The following is a 17596-nucleotide window of genomic DNA, read 5'->3' as shown; positions in this document are numbered from 1 at the left end:
AGGCACACCATGCTCAACATTGCAGACAGCGCCGCGGCGGCCGTGGAGCTCATCCACGACGGTGCGTGCGTGATGATCGGCGGCTTCGGTGTGGCCGGTCAGCCCGTGGAACTCATCGACGCCCTGATCGAACACGGCGCCAAGGACCTCACGGTCGTGAACAACAACGCCGGCAACGGGGACGTGGGTCTCGCCAAGCTGATCCAGCTGGGCCGCGTGCAGAAGATCATCTGCTCGTTCCCGCGCCAGTCGGACTCGTGGCACTTCGATGAGAAGTACCGCGCCGGTGAGATCGAGCTCGAGGTCGTCCCGCAGGGCAACCTCGCCGAGCGGATCCGCGCCGCCGGTGCCGGGATCGGGGCGTTCTTCACGCCCACCGGTTACGGCACGCCCCTGGCCGAGGGCAAGGAGGTGCGCGAGCTGGACGGCAAGCACCAGGTGCTCGAGTACCCCATCCACGCGGACTTCTCCCTGACCAAGGCGTACCGGGCGGACAAGGCCGGCAACCTCGTGTACCGCAAGACGGCGCGCAACTTCGGCCCCATCATGGCTGCGGCGGCCACGCACTCCATCGTGCAGGTCAGCGACATCGTGGAGCGCGGGCAGATCGATCCCGAGGTTGTGGTGACCCCTGGGATCTACGTGGACACCGTGGTGCAGATCAACCGGCCCCAGCAGCAGGACCCGCGAGAGGAAGGTGCGGCATGAGCGTTCCGCAGAACAGTGATCACCCGTTGAGCCCGGAGGAACTCGCGGAGGTCGTGGCGCGGGACATCCCCGCCGGGGCGTACGTGAACCTGGGCATCGGCCAGCCCACCCTGGTCTCCAACTACCTCAGCGCCGAGGACGACGTCACCCTGCACACCGAGAACGGGATGCTCGGGATGGGTGCGGAGGCCCACGGGGACGAGGTGGACCCGGACCTGATCAACGCCGGCAAGATCCCCGTGGTCGAGACCGAGGGCTGCTCGTACTTCCACCACGCGGACTCGTTCGCCATGATGCGCGGCGGTCACCTGGACTGCTGCGTGCTGGGTGCGTTCCAGGTGGACCAGCAAGGCAACCTTGCCAACTGGCACACCGGTAAGCCGGACGCGATCCCCGCCGTGGGCGGTGCCATGGACCTCGCCACCGGCGCCAAGCAGACCTTCGTGATGATGACCCTGAAGACCAAGAAGGGTCAGTCGAAGCTCGTGAAGGAGTGCACCATGCCGCTCACGGGCGTGGGCTGCGTGTCCCGGATCTACACGGACCTCGGCGTGTTCCTCCTCGAGGACGGCAAGGTCACGGTGCGCGAGACCTTCGGTGTCGGCTTCGACGAACTCGCCCAGCAGGTGGATGTGGAGCTGACCCCCGCCCAGTGACCCGCGCGGTAGTCTGCCGGGTAGTGTGCCGATGGTGTCGCGCGGACCGTTCGCGGTGCCATCGCCGTGTCGATCAGTGACCCACGCGGCGTCGTGGGGGAGAGAGGGTGGTCACCACGACCGGTAGCAACGACTCCGCCCCCGGGGACGGTTTCGTGCAGTCGCTCGCGCGCGGGCTCGCCGTGATCGGGGCGTTCGACGTCGAACGCCCCGCCATGAGCCTGTCCGAGGTGGCCCGGCAGACCCAGCTGACCCGCGCGACCGCCCGCCGGTTCCTGCTCACGCTCGAGTCCCTGGGTTACGTGCGCTCGGACGGGCGGCGCTTCGAACTCACGCCCAAGGTACTGAGCCTGGGCTACTCCTATCTTTCCGCGCTGTCGCTGCCGCAACTGGCCCAGCCCCACCTGCGTTCGTTGTCGGACGAGCTCGGGGAATCCACGTCCATGTCCGTGCTCGACGGCGCGGAGATCGTCTACGTCGCGCGCGTGGCCACCCAGCGGATCATGAGCGTGAGCATCTCGCTCGGCACGAGGTTCCCGGCGTACGCAACCTCCATGGGCCGGGTCCTGCTCGCGGCACTGCCCCCCGAGGAGCTCGCGGAACTGCTCGAGCGGGCGCAACCGCGCAGCTTGACCCCGCTGACACTCACGGACCACACGCAGCTGCGGGCGCAGATCGCCGCCGTGCGTCGTGCCGGCCACGCCGTGGTGGACCAGGAACTCGAACTCGGGCTGCGCTCCGTGGCCGTGCCGGTGACGGACGGCACGGGAGCGGTGGTGGCCGCGATCAACGTGTCCATGCGCGCGGGCCTCGGATCCGGGGACGTGGAACACCTGGACCGCCGCGTGGTCCCCGCCCTGCAACGGTGCGCCGCCGCCCTGTCGGCGGACGTCGTGACCTCCGGCAAAAGCGATTTCTCCTCCTGAGACGCGAGCTGCTATGCTAAGGAAGAATTGCTCGATTCCGGGCAGTCCTCAGATGGCAAATCGGACACCGTCCTGTGGTACGCACCCTGTACCTAGATGCCATCTTTCGTCATGCTCGGACACGGTTTCGTCGCAGTCACTACTGCTGATCCGTCCCGGCGGGCCCGGGATCAATATTCCGCCATCAACGGGGGCGGCCACCACCGGTCCCGTTCCAACAGGAGGCACTGTGCCAACTATCCAGCAACTGGTCCGCAAGGGCCGGCACTCCAAGGTCGTGAAGACCAAGGCTCCCGCGCTCAAGGGCAACCCCATGAAGCGCGGCGTCTGCACCCGCGTGTTCACCACGACCCCCAAGAAGCCGAATTCGGCGCTGCGCAAGGTGGCCCGTGTGAAGCTCAACGGCGGCGTGGAAGTCACCGCCTACATCCCGGGTGAGGGTCACAACCTTCAGGAACACTCCATCGTGCTCGTGCGCGGTGGTCGTGTGAAGGACCTGCCGGGTGTCCGTTACAAGATCGTGCGCGGCGCGCTCGACACCCAGGGTGTCAAGGGCCGTCAGCAGGCTCGCTCCCGCTACGGCGCGAAGAAGGAGAAGAAGTAATGCCTCGTAAAGGTCCCGCTCCCAAGCGCCCCCTCGTCGTCGATCCCGTCTACGGCTCGCCCGTGGTCACGCAGCTGATCAACAAGGTCCTGCAGGACGGCAAGAAGTCCACCGCCGAGCGCATCGTCTACGGTGCCCTCGAGGGTGTACGCAACAAGACCAACTCCGATCCCGTGGCCACCCTGAAGAAGGCCCTCGACAACGTCAAGCCCGCCCTCGAGGTCCGCTCCCGTCGTGTCGGTGGCGCCACCTACCAGGTGCCGGTCGAGGTCAAGGCAGGCCGCGCCCAGGCACTGTCCCTGCGCTGGCTCGTGGGCTACTCCAAGGCCCGTCGTGAGAACACCATGACCGAGCGTCTGCAGAACGAGATCCTCGACGCCTCCAACGGCCTCGGTGCCGCTGTGAAGCGCCGCGAGGACACCCACAAGATGGCCGAATCCAACAAGGCCTTCGCCCACTACCGCTGGTAAAATTCGGTAGTCCTGTCGGCCCCGCCCCGCGCGGGGCCGACACCAGGGCCCGGCACTACCTTTTACGAAGGGAACCATCGTGGCACTCGACGTGCTTACCGACCTCAAGAAGGTCCGCAATATCGGCATCATGGCTCACATCGATGCCGGTAAGACCACGACCACCGAACGAATCCTGTTCTACACGGGCATCAACCACAAGCTCGGCGAAACGCACGACGGTGCATCCACGATGGACTGGATGGCTCAGGAGCAGGAACGCGGCATCACCATCACGTCCGCCGCGACCTCGTGCTACTGGCACGACTACCAGATCAACATCATCGACACCCCGGGTCACGTGGACTTCACGGTCGAGGTCGAGCGCTCCCTGCGCGTGCTCGACGGCGCCGTGGCCGTCTTCGACGGCAAGGAGGGCGTGGAGCCCCAGTCCGAGACCGTGTGGCGCCAGGCCGATAAGTACGAAGTGCCCCGCATCTGCTTCGTCAACAAGATGGACAAGCTGGGCGCCGACTTCTACTTCACTGTGGACACCATCAAGTCCCGCCTGGGCGCGACCCCGCTCGTGCTGCAGCTGCCGATCGGTGCCGAGAACGACTTCGTGGGCGTCATCGACCTGGTGACCATGAAGGCTCTCGTGTGGGAGGGCGACTCCAAGGGTGACGTCTCCCTGGGTGCCAAGTACGAGACGCGCGAGATCCCCGAGGACCTGAAGGACCGCGCGGATGACTACCGCAACCAGCTCGTCGAGGCCGTCGCGGAGGCGGACGACGAGCTCATGGAGAAGTACCTCGGCGGCGAGGAGCTCACCGAGGACGAGATCAAGGCCGGCATCCGCAAGCTGACGATCACCTCCCAGGCCTACCCCGTGCTGTGTGGCTCGGCGTTCAAGAACCGCGGCGTGCAGCCCATGCTCGACGCCGTGGTGGACTACCTGCCCTCCCCGCTCGACGTGGAGGACGTGCAGGGCCACGCCATCAACGACGAGGAAGAGGTCATGACCCGCACCGCGGACGCCAACGGCCCCTTCGCGGCCCTCGCGTTCAAGGTCGCCTCGCACCCGTTCTACGGCCAGCTCACGTACATCCGCGTGTACTCCGGCAAGGCGAAGGCCGGCGAGCAGGTCATGAACTCGACCAAGGGCAAGCGCGAGCGCATCGGCAAGCTCTTCCAGATGCACTCCAATAAGGAGAACCCGGTGGACGAGATCTCCGCCGGTCACATCTACGCGGCGATCGGTCTGAAGGACACCACCACGGGCGACACCCTGTGCGATTCGAACAACCAGATCGTGCTGGAGTCCATGAGCTTCCCCCAGCCTGTGATCTTCGTGGCCATCGAGCCCAAGACCAAGGGTGACCAGGAGAAGCTGTCCACCGCCATCCAGAAGCTCTCCGCGGAGGACCCCACCTTCACGGTGTCCCTCAACGACGAGACCGGCCAGACCGAGATCGGCGGCATGGGCGAGTTGCACCTGGACATCCTGGTGGACCGCATGAAGCGCGAGTTCAAGGTCGAGGCCAACGTGGGCAAGCCGCAGGTGGCCTACCGCGAGACCATCAAGAAGGCCGTGGACAAGGTCGACTACACCCACAAGAAGCAGACCGGTGGTTCCGGCCAGTTCGCCAAGGTGCAGGTTTCCTTCGAGCCGCTGCCGCTGGACGCGGAGGAGCTGTACGAGTTCGACAACGCCGTGACCGGTGGTCGCGTGCCGCGCGAGTACATCCCCTCGGTGGACCACGGTATCCAGGACGCCATGCAGTTGGGCATCCTCGCGGGCTACCCGGTGGTGGGCGTCAAGGCCACCCTGATCGACGGTGCCTACCACGACGTGGACTCCTCGGAAATGGCGTTCAAGATCGCCGGTTCGATGGTGTTCAAGGAAGGTGCCCGGCGTGCCAACCCGGTCCTGCTCGAGCCGCTCATGGCCGTGGAGGTGCGTACCCCGGAAGAGTACATGGGTGACGTCATCGGTGACCTGAACTCCCGCCGCGGCCAGATCCAGTCCATGGAGGACGTCGCGGGTGTCAAGCTCGTGAAGGCCCTGGTGCCCTTGTCGGAGATGTTCGGCTACATCGGTGACCTGCGGTCCAAGACCCAGGGTCGCGCGGTGTACTCGATGGAGTTCGACAGCTACTCGGAGGTCCCCAAGGCCGTGGCCGAGGAGATCATCCAGAAGAACCGCGGCGAGTGAGCCGGCGGGGCCCACGCCCCGTGATTTCAGTAAATTCGTAATCCAGAAGTAGACTTGCACAGGTTTCGACACGCGCAGCGTCTGAAGCGCTGTGGTCCCACGCTCCGTGGTCCGGAGCAGTCGAGCAAGTCTCACCTCAATGTTCTAGGAGGAACACATCATGGCGAAGGCCAAGTTCGAGCGCACCAAGCCGCACCTCAACATTGGCACCATCGGCCACGTTGACCACGGCAAGACCACGCTCACCGCTGCGATCTCCAAGGTTCTGGCCGACAAGTACCCGGACGTCAACGAGCAGCGTGACTTCGGTGCGATCGACTCCGCCCCGGAGGAGAAGCAGCGCGGCATCACGATCAACATCTCTCACATCGAGTACCAGACCGACAAGCGTCACTACGCCCACGTGGACGCCCCCGGTCACGCCGACTACGTGAAGAACATGATCACCGGTGCCGCTCAGATGGACGGCGCGATCCTCGTGGTCGCCGCGACCGACGGCCCCATGGCCCAGACCCGCGAGCACGTCCTGCTCGCCCGCCAGGTGGGCGTGCCCTACCTGCTGGTGGCGCTGAACAAGTCCGACATGGTCGACGACGAAGAGCTGCTCGACCTCGTCGAGATGGAGGTCCGCGAGCTGCTGTCCGACCAGGGCTTCGACGGCGACAACGCCCCCGTGGTGCGCGTCTCCGCTCTGAAGGCCCTCGAGGGCGACGCCGAGTGGGTCAAGTCCGTCGAGGACCTCATGGAGGCCGTGGACGAGAACGTCCCGGACCCCGTGCGTGACACCGACAAGCCCTTCCTGATGCCCATCGAGGACGTCTTCACGATCACCGGTCGCGGCACCGTGGTGACCGGCCGCGCCGAGCGCGGTACCCTGCCGATCAACTCCGAGGTTGAGATCGTGGGCATCCGCCCCGTGCAGAAGACCACGGTGACCGGTATCGAGATGTTCCACAAGCAGATGGACGAGGCCATGGCCGGCGAGAACTGCGGTCTGCTGCTGCGCGGTCTCAAGCGCGACGACGTCGAGCGTGGCCAGGTCGTGTGCAAGCCGGGTTCCATCACCCCGCACACCGACTTCGAGGCCAACGTCTACATCCTGTCCAAGGAAGAGGGCGGGCGTCACAACCCGTTCTACTCGAACTACCGCCCGCAGTTCTACTTCCGCACCACGGACGTCACCGGCGTCATCACCCTGCCCGAGGGCACCGAGATGGTCATGCCCGGTGACAACACCGAGATGACGGTCGAGCTGATCCAGCCGATCGCCATGGAGGAAGGCCTCGGCTTCGCCATCCGTGAGGGTGGCCGCACCGTGGGCTCCGGTCGTGTGACCAAGATCAACAAGTAAGACCCGTTGATCCGGTGAGGCGCTGAGTCGAACCTTCGAGAACCCCGTGGTCCGTTCAGGACCGCGGGGTTCTCGCATGTCTGGGCGGCGGCGTGCCCGCCGGTCCGGGGGAGTAGGGGCGTGGCCGGTTTGCGCGCTCCCCCGGGTCTCTGGCAGAATGGTCGCTGTTGTTCGCTCAGCGACGCGGGATTCCCGTGCGCCGGTCGAGCGCGTGGAGTCCATTGCGAGAACCGGGTGCGGAGCAGTCGCGCAACCGAAGCAAACGCAATGCAGCGAACTTCCACGCGGGTATCACCGCGGACAACCATTTTTCAACCGGCACCGCATCATTGTGTGGACCGGGCGGCGCGCTCCTCGCGCGACACGCCCGAGTTCGGGTGCCGGGGCCCCGACAGGGTGAGGAACCCGGAAGTTTCCGGATTCAGTCTGTGCGGGGTGGCGAGCACGATCGCCGAGCACAAGGAGTCCGCGAACTCCATACAGGGAAGTACTTGAAGAAAGAGAGTCACGACGCCATGGCGGGACAAAAAATCCGCATCCGGCTGAAGTCCTATGACCACGAGGTCATCGACGTCTCGGCCCGGAAGATCGTTGAGACGGTGACGCGCGCAGGCGCCACGGTGGTGGGACCCGTCCCGCTGCCCACCGAGAAGAATGTGTACTGCGTGATCCGCTCGCCGCACAAGTACAAGGACAGCCGTGAGCATTTCGAGATGCGCACCCACAAGCGGCTGATCGACATCATCGACCCCACGCCCAAGGCCGTCGACTCGCTCATGCGTCTCGATCTGCCCGCTGACGTGAACATCGAAATCAAGCTGTAAAAAGGATCGCACCCCAATGACTACCACTTTCGAACGCCAGGTGAAGGGCCTGCTGGGCACGAAGCTCGGCATGACCCAGGTCTGGGACGAGAACGGGAAGTTCGTGCCGGTGACCGTGGTCAAGGCCGACTCCAACGTCGTGACGCAGCTGCGCAACGAGGACAAGGACGGCTACAACGCCGTGCAGATCGGCTTCGGTGCGATCGATCCCCGCAAGGTGACCAAGCCACTGGCCGGTCACTTCGCCGCTGCAGGCGTGACGCCCCGTCGTCATGTCGTCGAACTTCGTACTTCCGACGCCGCTGAGTACGAGCTGGGACAGGAACTGTCCGTCGAGCTCTTCGAGGCCGGTGCCAAGGTCGACGTCGTCGGCACCACCAAGGGTAAGGGCACCGCGGGTGTCATGAAGCGCCACGGCTTCGCCGGTGTGGGCGCCTCCCACGGTGCACACAAGAACCACCGCAAGCCGGGTTCCATCGGCGGCGCATCGTACCCTGCTCGCGTGTTCAAGGGCATGCGCATGGCCGGCCGGATGGGCAACGCCCGTCACACGACCATGAACCTGACCGTGCACGCTGTCGACGCCGAGAACTCCCTGCTGCTCATCAAGGGCGCCCTGCCGGGCCCCAAGGGATCGGTCGTCCTCGTCCGTTCCACCGTGAAGGGAGCTTGATACTCATGGCAACTGAAACCGTCAACGTCGAGCTGCCCGCTGAGATCTTCGACGCCCAGACCAACGTGGCGCTGCTGCACCAGGTCGTCGTCGCCCAGCTGGCCGCCGCCCGTCAGGGCACGCACAAGACCAAGACCCGCGCGGAGGTCTCCGGCGCCGGTCGCAAGCCGTTCAAGCAGAAGGGCACCGGCCGGGCTCGTCAGGGCTCCATCCGCGCCCCGCACATGACCGGCGGTGGTGTGGTGCACGGCCCCACGCCGCGTGACTACTCCCAGCGCACGCCCAAGAAGATGAAGGCTGCCGCCCTGCGCGGTGCCCTCTCGGACCGGGCCCGTAACGGCCGCATCCACGTGGTCGCGGACCTGGTGAGCGGCGAGCAGCCGTCCACGAAGGCCGCCAAGGAGGCGCTGCGTTCGCTCACCGAGCGCAAGAACCTGCTCGTGGTGCTGAACCGTGGCGAGGACAACGCCGCGCTGTCCGTGCGCAACCTGGTCAACGTGCACGCCGTGTACGCCGATCAGCTCAACACGTACGACGTGCTCGTCTCGGACGACGTGGTCTTCACCAAGGCCGCTTACGACTCGTTCGTCGCAGCCGCGTCCGGTAGCAAGCAGGAGGACGCCAAGTGAGCGTTATCTACAACAAGGACCCGCGCGACGTCATCATCCGTCCCGTGGTCTCCGAGAAGTCCTACGGTCTGATCGACGAGGGCAAGTACACCTTCCAGGTGGCCCCCTCCGCCAACAAGACCGAGATCAAGTACGCGATCGAGCACATCTTCGGTGTCAAGGTCGCGTCCGTGAACACCCTCAACCGTCCCGGTAAGCGTAAGCGCACGCGCTTCGGCTGGGGACAGCGTAAGGCCACCAAGCGTGCCATCGTGTCCCTCCGGGAAGGCTCCATCGACATCTTCGGCGGTCCGCTCTCTTGAGCGGAGACCACTTTAACGAGGAACTCAAAACATGGCTATCCGTAAGCACAAGCCGACAACCCCGGGCCGTCGTGGCTCGTCGGTTGCGGACTTCGTAGAAATCACGCGCACCACGCCCGAGAAGTCCCTGGTGCGTCCGCTGCCCAAGAAGGGCGGTCGTAATAACACCGGCCGCATCACCACCCGTCACAAGGGTGGCGGGCACAAGCGCCAGTACCGCGTGATTGACTTCCGTCGTCACGACAAGGACGGCGTGGACGCGAAGGTCGCCCACATCGAGTACGACCCGAACCGTACGGCTCGGATCGCGCTGCTGCACTACGTGGACGGCACCAAGCGCTACATCATCGCGCCGAACCGCCTGCGTCAGGGCGACGTCGTGGAGTCTGGCCCCAATGCCGACATCAAGCCGGGCAACAACCTGCCGCTGCGCAACATCCCCGTGGGTACCGTGCTGCACGCGGTGGAGCTGCGTCCGGGTGGGGGAGCCAAGCTCGCCCGTTCCGCCGGCGCATCCGTGCAGTTGGTCGCCCGTGAGGGCAAGTACGGTCAGCTGCGCCTGCCCTCCGGTGAAATCCGCAACGTGGACGTGCGCTGCCGCGCGACCGTGGGCGAGGTCGGTAACGCCGAGCAGTCCAACATCAACTGGGGCAAGGCCGGACGTAACCGCTGGAAGGGCATCCGCCCGACCGTCCGCGGTGTGGTCATGAACCCCGTGGACCACCCGCACGGTGGTGGCGAGGGCAAGACCTCCGGTGGTCGTCACCCGGTCAACCCCAACGGTAAGCCCGAGGGACGCACCCGTCGCCCCAACAAGGAAAGCGACAAGCTCATCGTGCGTCGTCGTCGTACCGGCAAGAACAAGCGCTAAGGAGCCTGACTAATGCCACGCAGCCTCAAGAAGGGCCCTTTCGTTGATCAGCACCTCTTCGTGAAGGTCGCCAAGGAGAACGAGAAGGGCACCAAGAACGTCATCAAGACGTGGTCCCGCCGCTCGATGATCGTGCCCGACATGCTCGGACACACGATTGCCGTGCACGACGGACGCAAGCATGTCCCGGTGTTCATCACTGAGTCGATGGTCGGGCACAAGCTCGGCGAATTCGCCCCCACCCGCACGTTCCGCGGCCATGTGAAGGACGACAAGAAGGGCAAGCGTCGCTGACCCCTCGGGGTGAGCACGTTGCACTTCTTCGACAAGACGAGAGAAGGAAAGCAATGGAAGCCAAGGCATCTGCGCGCTACATCCGCGTGACGCCTATGAAGGCCCGGCGCGTCGTCAACCTGATTCGTGGCCAGCAGGCGAATGAGGCGTTGGCGATTCTGAAGTTTGCCCCGCAGGCAGCTTCAGAGCCGGTGTTCAAGGTTCTCGAATCCGCCGTGGCCAACGCCCGGCAGAAGGCCGACCGCGAGGGTCTCGCGTTCAAGCCGGAAGACCTCGTGGTCTCCGCGGCCTTCGTGGACGAGGGACCCACCATGAAGCGGTTCCAGCCGCGTGCCCAGGGCCGTGCGTTCCGCATCAACAAGCGCACGAGCCACGTGACCGTGGTCGTGGCGACCCCGGAGAAGGAGGAGGTCCGCTAAGTGGGACAGAAAATCAACCCCAACGGATTCCGTCTGGGTATCACCACCGACCACGTCTCGCACTGGTACGCGGACTCGAACCAGCCGGGTCAGCGCTACAAGGACTACATCCGCGAGGACGTGAAGATCCGCGAGCTCATGTCCACGGGCATGGAGCGCGCCGGCATCGCCAAGGTCGAGATCGAGCGCACCCGTGACCGCGTCCGCGTGGACATCCACACGGCGCGCCCGGGCATCGTGATCGGCCGCCGCGGCGCCGAGGCGGACCGGATCCGCGGTGAGCTCGAGAAGCTCACCGGCAAGCAGATCCAGCTCAACATCCTCGAGGTCAAGAACCCCGAGACCGATGCCCAGCTCGTCGCTCAGGGTGTCGCCGAGCAGCTGGCCTCCCGTGTCGCGTTCCGTCGCGCCATGAAGAAGGCCATCCAGTCCGCGCAGCGCGCCGGTGCCAAGGGCATCCGGATCCAGTGCGCCGGCCGCCTCGGCGGCGCGGAGATGTCCCGTTCGGAGTTCTACCGCGAAGGCCGTGTGCCCCTGCACACCCTGCGCGCGAACATCGACTACGGCTTCTTCGAGGCCAAGACCACCTTCGGCCGCATCGGCGTGAAGGTCTGGATCTACAAGGGCGACCTCACCGATAAGGAACTCGCCGCCCAGCAGGCCGCTGCTCCGTCCTCGCGCGGACGCAACGACCGTCGCGGCGGTGGCGAGCGGCGTCGTCGCAATGACCGTAACGACCGTGGTGGACGCCGTGAGCGCGACTCCGCCGCAGCCCCGCAGCAGAACACCGCTGCGGAGGCGACCAACGCAGAGGGTGGTAAGTAATGCTCATCCCACGTCGTGTGAAGTTCCGTAAGCAGCACCACCCGCGTCGTCGGGGTCAGGCGAAGGGCGGAACCCAGGTCACGTTCGGCGAGTGGGGCATCCAGGCGCTGAGCCCGGCGTACGTCACGAACCGTCAGATCGAGGCCGCGCGTATCGCCATGACCCGTCACATCAAGCGTGGCGGCAAGGTCTGGATCAACATCTACCCGGATCGTCCCCTGACCAAGAAGCCCGCCGAGACCCGCATGGGTTCCGGTAAGGGTTCCCCCGAGTGGTGGATCGCTAACGTCAAGCCCGGACGCGTGTTGTTCGAGATCTCCGGCGTGAGCGAGGACGTGGCGCGTGAGGCGCTGCGCCTGGCCATCCACAAGCTCCCGATGAAGGCACGCATCGTGCGTCGCGAAGGCGGTGAATGATCAATGGCTATTGGATCCAAGGATCTGAACATGGAGAACCTCGCGGCTCTCGACACCGGTGCCCTCACCGACCAGCTGCGCAAGTCCAAGGAAGAGCTGTTCAACCTGCGCTTCCAGGCCGCGACCGGTCAGCTCGAGAGCAACGGGCGTCTCAAGTCCGTCAAACGCGACATTGCCCGGATCTACACCGTGCTGCGTGAGCGCGAGCTCGGGATCCGCGAGGACGTGGCGCCGGCTGCTGAGAAGACCGAGAAGAAGGCCTCGAAGAAGGCTGCCAAGTCTGAGGATGATGCCAAGTGAGCGAGCAGGTTAACAACGAATCGGCCGCGGCCGAGCGCGGTGACCGCAAGACCCGCCAGGGCTACGTGGTCTCCGACAAGATGGACAAGACCGTGGTCGTCCAGGTCGAGGACCGCGTCAAGCACGCCCTGTACGGCAAGGTGCTGCGCAAGTCCAAGCGTGTGAAGGCCCACGACGAGCAGAACACCTGCGGCGTCGGGGACCTCGTGCGCATCGCCGAGACCCGTCCGCTGTCCGCCACCAAGAACTGGCGGATCGTGGAGATCATCGAGAAGGCCAAGTAAGTCCTCCTCGACAGCGTCAAGGGCCCCCGACCGGTTGCGGTCGGGGGCCCTTGCGCGTGCACGACGGCGCTGCCCGGCGCCGTTCCCGCGTCCACCCGCGCCCCGGCCGCCGGCCTGTCCATCGATTGGCGTTCCCCGCCGGGGCGCGGTAGAGTAGGCCGGTACGCGTGTCGACACACGTGTGCCCACTCTGACTTCGACCCTGCTGAGTCAGAATCCACGTCCGCCCCACGTGCGCTGTGCGCACCGTGCCGGGACGGCGGCAAGCCCCACGGTGCGTCCGTGGGCGGCTCCGCGCATTGCACGCCGCGGTTGCTGCGACAACTTGCTCGTTGATTCTGCATTCAGCCACGAATCCGAGCAGGGCAGCACGGCGAACCCGTTCGCCATCCATGTGTGAGCGATCATCGCGTACGAACTCCGCGCACGCCCCGGACCCCTCCTACGGTCACGGGGAACACCGTGGCGTGGAGCGTTCACACGACCACCGTTCCGCAAGGCTCGGCATTCAGCACCATCGGATGAGAACCAGCGCGACGACAGGAGTAAATCAGTGATTCAGCAGGAATCGCGGCTGAGGGTCGCCGACAACACGGGTGCGAAGGAAATTCTCACCATCCGTGTGCTCGGTGGATCCGGACGCCGTTACGCAGGCATTGGCGACATCATCGTCGCCACCGTCAAGGACGCCATCCCCGGCGGCAACGTCAAGAAGGGTGACGTCGTCAAGGCGGTTGTGGTCCGTACCAAGAAGCAGAGGCGCCGTCCCGACGGTTCCTACATCCGTTTCGACGAGAACGCCGCAGTGATCTTGAAGAACGACGGGGACCCCCGCGGCACGCGCATCTTCGGCCCCGTGGGCCGCGAGCTGCGCGACAAGAAGTTCATGAAGATCGTCTCGCTGGCCCCGGAGGTGCTCTGACATGGCGAAATTCAAGATCAAGACCGGCGACCTGGTTCAGGTCATCACCGGTAAGAACAAGGGCGAGCAGGGCAAGGTCCTGCGCGTGATCACCGAGACCTCCCGCGTGGTGGTCGAGGGCGTCAACGTCGTGACCAAGCACAAGCGCGCCAACGCCCAGGGCGAAGCTGGCGGCCTCGTCAAGTCCGAGGCTCCGATCCACATCTCCAACGTGATGCTCGTGGACCCGGAGACCGGCAAGCCGACCCGTGTGGGCTACCGCACCGAGACCGTGGAGCGCAACGGCAAGCAGAAGACCGTCCGCGTTCGCGTGTCCAAGAGCACCGGCAAGGATCTGTGATGAGCGAAACCACCGAAACCAAGTTCACCCCCCGGTTCAAGACCAAGTACCAGGAGACCGTCGTCCCGGCCCTGCAGGAGCAGTTCGGCTACGCGAACGTCATGCAGATGCCGCGCGTGGTCAAGGTCGTGGTCAACATGGGTCTGGGCGAGGCGGCCAAGGACTCCAAACTGGTGGACAACGCCATCAAGGACCTCACCGCCATCACCGGTCAGAAGCCCGTGGTCAACCGGGCCAAGAAGTCCATTGCGCAGTTCAAGCTGCGTGAGGGAATGCCCATCGGCGCGCACGTCACCATGCGTGGCGAGCGGATGTGGGAATTCCTGGACCGTCTCGTCACGCTCGCGCTGCCGCGTATCCGTGACTTCCGTGGTCTGTCCGACCGTCACTTCGACGGCAACGGCAACTACACCTTCGGTCTGACGGAACAGTCCATGTTCCACGAGATCGATCAGGACAAGATCGATCGCGTGCGCGGTATGGACATCACCGTGGTCACCTCCGCCAAGACCGACGACGAGGGTCGCGCGCTGCTCAAGGCGCTCGGTTTCCCGTTCAAGACCAACTGATTCCATCGACGTCAGAAGGTCCCTGCGGGCTGCAACCGGCAGGGAAACCCTGACGAGGAAGGGCTGAAGCCCACATGACAATGACAGATCCCGTCGCAGACATGCTGACGCGGCTGCGCAACGCGAACTCGGCCTACCACGACACCGTGAGCATGCCGTACTCCAAGCTCAAGGCTCGGATCGCGGACATCCTCAAGGCCGAGGGCTACATCGCCGACTGGTCCGAAGAACCCGCCCGGGTGGGCAAGACCCTGACCCTGTCGCTGAAGTTCGGTTCCAACCGTGAGCGCTCGATCGCCGGTGTCCGCCGCATCTCCAAGCCGGGCCTGCGCGTGTACGCGAAGTCCACCGAGCTGCCCCGCGTGTTCGGCGGCCTCGGCATCGCGATCCTCTCCACGTCCTCCGGACTGCTGACCGACAAGCAGGCCGGCAAGAAGGGCGTGGGCGGGGAAGTCCTCGCGTACGTCTGGTAACCGGTAGCACAGAAGAAGAAAGGAAGAAGACATGTCACGTATTGGACGTCTCCCGATCTCTGTGCCCGCCGGTGTGGAGGTCTCCGTGGACGGTTCCGTGGTGCAGGTCAAGGGCCCCAAGGGCGAACTGACCCACACCGTGCCCGCGCCCATCACCGTGGTCGTCGAGGACGGCACCGTGCAGGTGTCCCGCCCCAACGACGAGCGCGAATCCCGTTCCTTGCACGGCCTCACGCGCACCCTGATCTCCAACATGATCCAGGGTGTCTCGCAGGGCTACGCCAAGCAGCTGGAGATCGTGGGCACGGGTTACCGTGTCCAGGCCAGGGGTGCCAACCTGGAGTTCGCTCTGGGTTACAGCCACCCGGTGCCCTTCAACGCTCCGGACGGCATCACGCTGTCCGTCGAGGGCGCCAACAAGGTCACCGTTTCCGGTATCGACAAGCAGCAGGTTGGCCAGGTCGCCGCGAAGATCCGCTCCCTGCGTCTGCCCGATCCCTACAAGGGCAAGGGCGTGCGCTACGCCGGCGAGCAGATCCGCCGCAAGGCCGGAAAGGCTGGTAAGTAATCATGGCTCTCGTAATCAAGGGAAAGTCGAAGGCTGCTCAGCGGGCACGGCGTCACCGCCGCGTGCGCAAGCACATCGCCGGAACCGCGCTGCGCCCCCGTCTGGTGGTCACGCGTTCCACCCGCCACATGGTCGCCCAGGTGATCGACGACGACAAGGGTTTCACCCTGGTCTCGGCGTCCACCATGGAAAGCGATCTGCGTGCGTCGTCCGACGACAAGACCGCCAAGGCCAAGCGCATCGGTGAGCTGATCGCCGAGCGTGCCAAGGCTGCGGGGATCGAGACCGTCGTGTTCGACCGCGGCGGCAACAAGTACCACGGCCGCGTGGCCGCGGTGGCCGAGGGTGCCCGTGAAGGAGGTCTGGCGCTGTGAGCGAGCAGAAGAACGAGAAGGAAACTCAGGTGAGCGAAGCCACCAACGGTTCCAACACGACGACCGAGGCGAACACCTCGGAGCGCCAGGGGACCGACGAGAACCGCGGTGGCCGCGGCGGTCGTAACGACCGTGGCGGTCGCAACGAGCGCGGTGGCCGCAACGACCGTGGTGGTCGTGGGGGCCGCGGCGGGCGCGACGACGACAAGGACAAGTTCCTCGAGCGCGTCGTGACCATCAACCGTGTGTCCAAGGTCGTCAAGGGTGGTCGTCGCTTCAGCTTCACCGCTCTCGTGGTCGTCGGTGACGGCAACGGCATGGTCGGCGTGGGCTACGGCAAGGCCAAGGAAGTTCCCGCCGCGATCTCCAAGGGCGTGGAGGAGGCCAAGAAGAACTTCTTCCGGGTCCCCCGCGTGGAGAACCGCACCATCCCGCACCGTGTGCAGGGTGAGGCCGCGGCTGGCGTCGTCATGCTGCGCCCGGCGACCCCGGGTACCGGTGTGATCGCCGGTGGTCCGGTGCGTGCGGTGCTCGAGTGCGCCGGTATCCACGACGTGCTGTCCAAGTCCCTGGGCTCGTCCAACCAGATCAACATCGTGCACGCGACCATCCAGGCGCTGCGTGAGCTCGAGGAGCCCGCCTCCGTGGCGGCCCGCCGTGGCCTGCCCATGGACGAGGTCGTTCCCGCGCCGTTGCTGCGTGACATCCAGAAGGCAGGTGCCTGATGAACGGAAAGCGCATTCAGGCCACCGGCGCGTCCCTGCGCGTGAAGCAGGTCCGCTCCGTGGTCGGTCAGAAGCAGAACATGCGCGACACGCTGCGTTCGCTCGGTCTCAAGCGTCCGGGCCAGGTCGTGGAGCGCAAGGCCGATGCCGCCACCGTGGGCATGATCAACACGGTGTCGCATCTCGTAGAGGTTGAGGAGGCCTGAGCATGGCTGAAAACACCGAGAGCAAGCGCCACGCTCTGAAGGTCCACCACCTGCGTCCCGCCCCCGGCTCGCACCAGGCCAAGACGCGTCTTGGCCGTGGCGAGGCCTCGAAGGGTAAGACCGCGGGCCGTGGTACCAAGGGCACCAAGGCGCGTTACCAGGTCAAGGCCGGTTTCGCGGGCGGTCAGCTGCCGCTGCACATGCGCCTGCCCAAGCTGCGCGGGTTCAAGAACCCGTTCCGCGTGGAGTACCAGGTCGTGAACTTGGACCGCCTGGGCGAGCTGTTCCCCGAGGGTGGCACGGTCACCGTCGCGGACCTGGTCGCCAAGGGTGCGGTGCGCAAGAACCAGCCCGTGAAGGTGCTCGGTAGCGGGGAGATCTCCGTGGCACTGAACATCACCGCGGACAAGTTCTCCGCGTCCGCGTCGGAGAAGATCGCCGCGGCTGGTGGGTCCACGCAGAACGCATGAACCGATCCCAGTGTTCGGTTGTAGGGTGAATCCCTGAACTGGAACGGGCCCCCCGCCCGGGCCGTGCGGGGGGGGCCCGGGGGGGGGGCCCCCCCCCCCCCCCCCCCCCCCGGGGCCCCGCCCCCCCCCCCGTTCCCCCCGCGCCCCCCCCCCCCCCGGGCCGGGGCACATTCCACCTCCTTTAAATTCCCGGGGGCTTCCAG

27 protein-coding genes are annotated in these 17596 nt (G+C 65.6%); all 27 read left to right on the top strand.

Annotation, left to right across the window (positions count from 1 at the left end; all coding sequences use genetic code 11):
• Positions 1-9 precede the first annotated feature (9 nt).
• The 27 genes from A5728_RS00695 (at position 10) to rplO (ending at position 17393) form a co-directional block, all read left to right on the top strand.
• Positions 10-708 (top strand): 3-oxoacid CoA-transferase subunit A, encoded by a 699-nt coding sequence (locus tag A5728_RS00695; RefSeq protein ID WP_064845216.1) that lies wholly within the window; start codon positions 10-12, stop codon positions 706-708.
• Positions 705-1364, top strand: a complete 660-nt coding sequence (locus tag A5728_RS00690; protein WP_064845215.1) for a 3-oxoacid CoA-transferase subunit B — start codon at positions 705-707, stop codon at positions 1362-1364. The genes A5728_RS00695 and A5728_RS00690 overlap by 4 nt, the downstream gene beginning before the upstream one ends.
• Before the next feature lie 107 nt (positions 1365-1471).
• Positions 1472-2290, top strand: coding sequence for an IclR family transcriptional regulator C-terminal domain-containing protein (locus tag A5728_RS00685; protein WP_064845214.1), 819 nt, complete (start codon positions 1472-1474; stop codon positions 2288-2290).
• 229 nt (positions 2291-2519) lie between these two features.
• The gene (gene rpsL, locus A5728_RS00680; RefSeq protein ID WP_012397684.1) at positions 2520-2894 is read left to right on the top strand and encodes a 30S ribosomal protein S12; all 375 of its coding nucleotides are present in this window, start codon (positions 2520-2522) and stop codon (positions 2892-2894) included.
• The gene (gene rpsG, locus A5728_RS00675; RefSeq protein WP_064845213.1) at positions 2894-3364 is read left to right on the top strand and encodes a 30S ribosomal protein S7; all 471 of its coding nucleotides are present in this window, start codon (positions 2894-2896) and stop codon (positions 3362-3364) included. The genes rpsL and rpsG overlap by 1 nt, the downstream gene beginning before the upstream one ends.
• A gap of 79 nt (positions 3365-3443) precedes the next feature.
• The gene (gene fusA / locus A5728_RS00670) at positions 3444-5558 is read left to right on the top strand and encodes an elongation factor G (protein ID WP_064845212.1); all 2115 of its coding nucleotides are present in this window, start codon (positions 3444-3446) and stop codon (positions 5556-5558) included.
• A gap of 160 nt (positions 5559-5718) precedes the next feature.
• Positions 5719-6909 (top strand): elongation factor Tu, encoded by a 1191-nt coding sequence (gene tuf / locus A5728_RS00665; protein WP_064845211.1) that lies wholly within the window; start codon positions 5719-5721, stop codon positions 6907-6909.
• Between the two features lie 515 nt (positions 6910-7424).
• Positions 7425-7733 carry a 30S ribosomal protein S10 gene (rpsJ, locus tag A5728_RS00660; RefSeq protein ID WP_003803825.1) on the top strand — a complete coding sequence of 103 codons (309 nt, stop codon included), beginning with the start codon at positions 7425-7427 and terminating at the stop codon, positions 7731-7733.
• Between the two features lie 16 nt (positions 7734-7749).
• On the top strand, positions 7750-8406 hold the full coding sequence (gene rplC, locus A5728_RS00655) for a 50S ribosomal protein L3 (RefSeq protein WP_035959743.1): 657 nt from the start codon (positions 7750-7752) through the stop codon (positions 8404-8406).
• A gap of 5 nt (positions 8407-8411) precedes the next feature.
• Positions 8412-9035, top strand: a complete 624-nt coding sequence (gene rplD, locus A5728_RS00650) for a 50S ribosomal protein L4 (protein WP_035959733.1) — start codon at positions 8412-8414, stop codon at positions 9033-9035.
• Entirely contained in the window at positions 9032-9337 is a 306-nt protein-coding gene (rplW, locus tag A5728_RS00645) for a 50S ribosomal protein L23 (protein WP_035959727.1), read from the top strand. The genes rplD and rplW overlap by 4 nt, the downstream gene beginning before the upstream one ends.
• A 31-nt stretch (positions 9338-9368) precedes the next feature.
• Entirely contained in the window at positions 9369-10208 is an 840-nt protein-coding gene (gene rplB, locus A5728_RS00640) for a 50S ribosomal protein L2 (RefSeq protein WP_035959718.1), read from the top strand.
• A 12-nt stretch (positions 10209-10220) separates the two neighbouring features.
• Complete coding sequence (rpsS, locus tag A5728_RS00635; RefSeq protein ID WP_035959716.1) at positions 10221-10502, top strand: 30S ribosomal protein S19; 282 nt, start codon at positions 10221-10223, stop codon at positions 10500-10502.
• Between the two features lie 53 nt (positions 10503-10555).
• Complete coding sequence (gene rplV, locus A5728_RS00630) at positions 10556-10921, top strand: 50S ribosomal protein L22 (RefSeq protein ID WP_012397693.1); 366 nt, start codon at positions 10556-10558, stop codon at positions 10919-10921.
• A complete protein-coding gene (gene rpsC, locus A5728_RS00625; protein WP_035959714.1) occupies positions 10922-11746 on the top strand; it encodes a 30S ribosomal protein S3 in 825 nt (274 codons plus the stop codon).
• A complete protein-coding gene (rplP, locus tag A5728_RS00620) occupies positions 11746-12162 on the top strand; it encodes a 50S ribosomal protein L16 (RefSeq protein ID WP_064845210.1) in 417 nt (138 codons plus the stop codon). The genes rpsC and rplP overlap by 1 nt, the downstream gene beginning before the upstream one ends.
• A gap of 3 nt (positions 12163-12165) precedes the next feature.
• Positions 12166-12462 carry a 50S ribosomal protein L29 gene (gene rpmC / locus A5728_RS00615; RefSeq protein WP_035959707.1) on the top strand — a complete coding sequence of 99 codons (297 nt, stop codon included), beginning with the start codon at positions 12166-12168 and terminating at the stop codon, positions 12460-12462.
• A complete protein-coding gene (gene rpsQ, locus A5728_RS00610) occupies positions 12459-12746 on the top strand; it encodes a 30S ribosomal protein S17 (RefSeq protein WP_035959699.1) in 288 nt (95 codons plus the stop codon). The genes rpmC and rpsQ overlap by 4 nt, the downstream gene beginning before the upstream one ends.
• 553 nt (positions 12747-13299) lie before the next feature.
• Positions 13300-13668: a 50S ribosomal protein L14 gene (gene rplN / locus A5728_RS00605; protein WP_035959693.1), complete on the top strand. Its 369-nt coding sequence runs from the start codon at positions 13300-13302 to the stop codon at positions 13666-13668.
• A 1-nt stretch (position 13669) separates the two neighbouring features.
• Positions 13670-14008: a 50S ribosomal protein L24 gene (gene rplX, locus A5728_RS00600; protein WP_035959685.1), complete on the top strand. Its 339-nt coding sequence runs from the start codon at positions 13670-13672 to the stop codon at positions 14006-14008.
• A complete protein-coding gene (rplE, locus tag A5728_RS00595) occupies positions 14008-14577 on the top strand; it encodes a 50S ribosomal protein L5 (RefSeq protein ID WP_035959679.1) in 570 nt (189 codons plus the stop codon). Before rplX ends, rplE begins: the two co-directional genes overlap by 1 nt.
• 74 nt (positions 14578-14651) lie before the next feature.
• Positions 14652-15050, top strand: a complete 399-nt coding sequence (gene rpsH / locus A5728_RS00590) for a 30S ribosomal protein S8 (RefSeq protein WP_035959672.1) — start codon at positions 14652-14654, stop codon at positions 15048-15050.
• A 31-nt stretch (positions 15051-15081) separates the two neighbouring features.
• Entirely contained in the window at positions 15082-15618 is a 537-nt protein-coding gene (gene rplF, locus A5728_RS00585; RefSeq protein ID WP_064845209.1) for a 50S ribosomal protein L6, read from the top strand.
• A 2-nt stretch (positions 15619-15620) separates the two neighbouring features.
• On the top strand, positions 15621-15992 hold the full coding sequence (rplR, locus tag A5728_RS00580) for a 50S ribosomal protein L18 (protein ID WP_035959658.1): 372 nt from the start codon (positions 15621-15623) through the stop codon (positions 15990-15992).
• Positions 15989-16717: a 30S ribosomal protein S5 gene (rpsE, locus tag A5728_RS00575; RefSeq protein WP_064845208.1), complete on the top strand. Its 729-nt coding sequence runs from the start codon at positions 15989-15991 to the stop codon at positions 16715-16717. Before rplR ends, rpsE begins: the two co-directional genes overlap by 4 nt.
• Positions 16717-16923, top strand: a complete 207-nt coding sequence (gene rpmD / locus A5728_RS00570) for a 50S ribosomal protein L30 (RefSeq protein ID WP_035959642.1) — start codon at positions 16717-16719, stop codon at positions 16921-16923. The genes rpsE and rpmD overlap by 1 nt, the downstream gene beginning before the upstream one ends.
• A 2-nt stretch (positions 16924-16925) precedes the next feature.
• A complete protein-coding gene (gene rplO, locus A5728_RS00565; RefSeq protein WP_064845207.1) occupies positions 16926-17393 on the top strand; it encodes a 50S ribosomal protein L15 in 468 nt (155 codons plus the stop codon).
• The last annotated feature ends 203 nt before the right edge of the window (positions 17394-17596 follow it).

The organism is Kocuria sp. ICS0012 (assembly GCF_001665945.1).
Taxonomy (GTDB): domain Bacteria; phylum Actinomycetota; class Actinomycetes; order Actinomycetales; family Micrococcaceae; genus Kocuria; species Kocuria marina.
Note: the sequence above shows the minus strand (reverse complement) of the source record. Positions and strands in the feature narration are given on the sequence as shown.

What these genes read in the sequence shown, in the direction of transcription:
- rpmC (WP_035959707.1), top strand. Translation starts at nt 12,166, where the DNA reads ATGGCTATTGGATCCAAGGATCTGAACATGGAGAACCTCGCGGCTCTC.
- rplP (WP_064845210.1), top strand. Translation starts at nt 11,746, where the DNA reads ATGCTCATCCCACGTCGTGTGAAGTTCCGTAAGCAGCACCACCCGCGT.
- rplV (WP_012397693.1), top strand. Translation starts at nt 10,556, where the DNA reads ATGGAAGCCAAGGCATCTGCGCGCTACATCCGCGTGACGCCTATGAAG.
- rplR (WP_035959658.1), top strand. Translation starts at nt 15,621, where the DNA reads ATGGCTCTCGTAATCAAGGGAAAGTCGAAGGCTGCTCAGCGGGCACGG.
- A5728_RS00695 (WP_064845216.1), top strand. Translation starts at nt 10, where the DNA reads ATGCTCAACATTGCAGACAGCGCCGCGGCGGCCGTGGAGCTCATCCAC.
- tuf (WP_064845211.1), top strand. Translation starts at nt 5,719, where the DNA reads ATGGCGAAGGCCAAGTTCGAGCGCACCAAGCCGCACCTCAACATTGGC.
- rpsG (WP_064845213.1), top strand. Translation starts at nt 2,894, where the DNA reads ATGCCTCGTAAAGGTCCCGCTCCCAAGCGCCCCCTCGTCGTCGATCCC.
- rplD (WP_035959733.1), top strand. Translation starts at nt 8,412, where the DNA reads ATGGCAACTGAAACCGTCAACGTCGAGCTGCCCGCTGAGATCTTCGAC.
- rplB (WP_035959718.1), top strand. Translation starts at nt 9,369, where the DNA reads ATGGCTATCCGTAAGCACAAGCCGACAACCCCGGGCCGTCGTGGCTCG.
- rplC (WP_035959743.1), top strand. Translation starts at nt 7,750, where the DNA reads ATGACTACCACTTTCGAACGCCAGGTGAAGGGCCTGCTGGGCACGAAG.
- rplE (WP_035959679.1), top strand. Translation starts at nt 14,008, where the DNA reads ATGAGCGAAACCACCGAAACCAAGTTCACCCCCCGGTTCAAGACCAAG.
- rplX (WP_035959685.1), top strand. Translation starts at nt 13,670, where the DNA reads ATGGCGAAATTCAAGATCAAGACCGGCGACCTGGTTCAGGTCATCACC.
- rplF (WP_064845209.1), top strand. Translation starts at nt 15,082, where the DNA reads ATGTCACGTATTGGACGTCTCCCGATCTCTGTGCCCGCCGGTGTGGAG.
- rpmD (WP_035959642.1), top strand. Translation starts at nt 16,717, where the DNA reads ATGAACGGAAAGCGCATTCAGGCCACCGGCGCGTCCCTGCGCGTGAAG.
- A5728_RS00690 (WP_064845215.1), top strand. Translation starts at nt 705, where the DNA reads ATGAGCGTTCCGCAGAACAGTGATCACCCGTTGAGCCCGGAGGAACTC.
- rplO (WP_064845207.1), top strand. Translation starts at nt 16,926, where the DNA reads ATGGCTGAAAACACCGAGAGCAAGCGCCACGCTCTGAAGGTCCACCAC.
- rpsS (WP_035959716.1), top strand. Translation starts at nt 10,221, where the DNA reads ATGCCACGCAGCCTCAAGAAGGGCCCTTTCGTTGATCAGCACCTCTTC.
- rpsH (WP_035959672.1), top strand. Translation starts at nt 14,652, where the DNA reads ATGACAATGACAGATCCCGTCGCAGACATGCTGACGCGGCTGCGCAAC.
- rpsJ (WP_003803825.1), top strand. Translation starts at nt 7,425, where the DNA reads ATGGCGGGACAAAAAATCCGCATCCGGCTGAAGTCCTATGACCACGAG.